This is a genomic window from Ruegeria sp. BG11, from assembly GCF_056538565.1.
Window position 1 is genome coordinate 1 of the sequence record NZ_JBQFTH010000059.1, and the last position, 589, is coordinate 589.

Consider the following 589-nt stretch of genomic DNA (forward strand, 5'->3'; position numbering starts at 1 on the left):
TTGAGCTTCTCAAACTGAACTGGTCGACCGTTATGTTTAGGAAACGGAGGACCACGAATGGCAAACAAGAGACCGAAGTCAGAAGAGCTTGTCTTGAAGTTAAGGCAGGTTGAAGTTCTGATGGGGCAAGGCATGTCCCATCTTGATACGATCAGGCAGATCGGCGTTGTTGAACAAACCTATTGCCGCTGGAGAAAGAAGTACGGTGGAATGGACGTTGATCAATTGAAGGCACTGAAATGGCTTCAGAAAGTGAACGAGCGGCTGAGACGCGCAGTCTCAAATCTAACGCTGGACAAACTGATCCTGACGGAAGCCAAAAAAGGAAACTACTGAGCCCCGCTGGACGTCGTGCCTGTGCCGATCATGTCAGCAGCCAGCTCAAAGTATCTGAGCAACGCGCCTGCCACGTGCCGGGAAAACACCGGTCCACTCAACGACGCATTCTAAGACGCCGCGCGGACGAGGACAGGTTGGTCGCCGACATGATCGAGTTGGCACGTCAGTATGGCCGATATGGCTATCGCAGGATCGCTGCGCTGCTGAGAGAAGCTGGGTGGTCTGTCAGCGACGGACGGATAGAACTGCT

1 pseudogene is annotated in these 589 nt (G+C 53.3%); it reads left to right on the plus strand.

Annotated elements, in window-relative coordinates:
- Positions 1 to 57: 57 nt before the first annotated feature.
- Positions 58 to 589, plus strand: a pseudogene (locus ACR0JF_RS23385) (transposase); the annotation flags it as partial.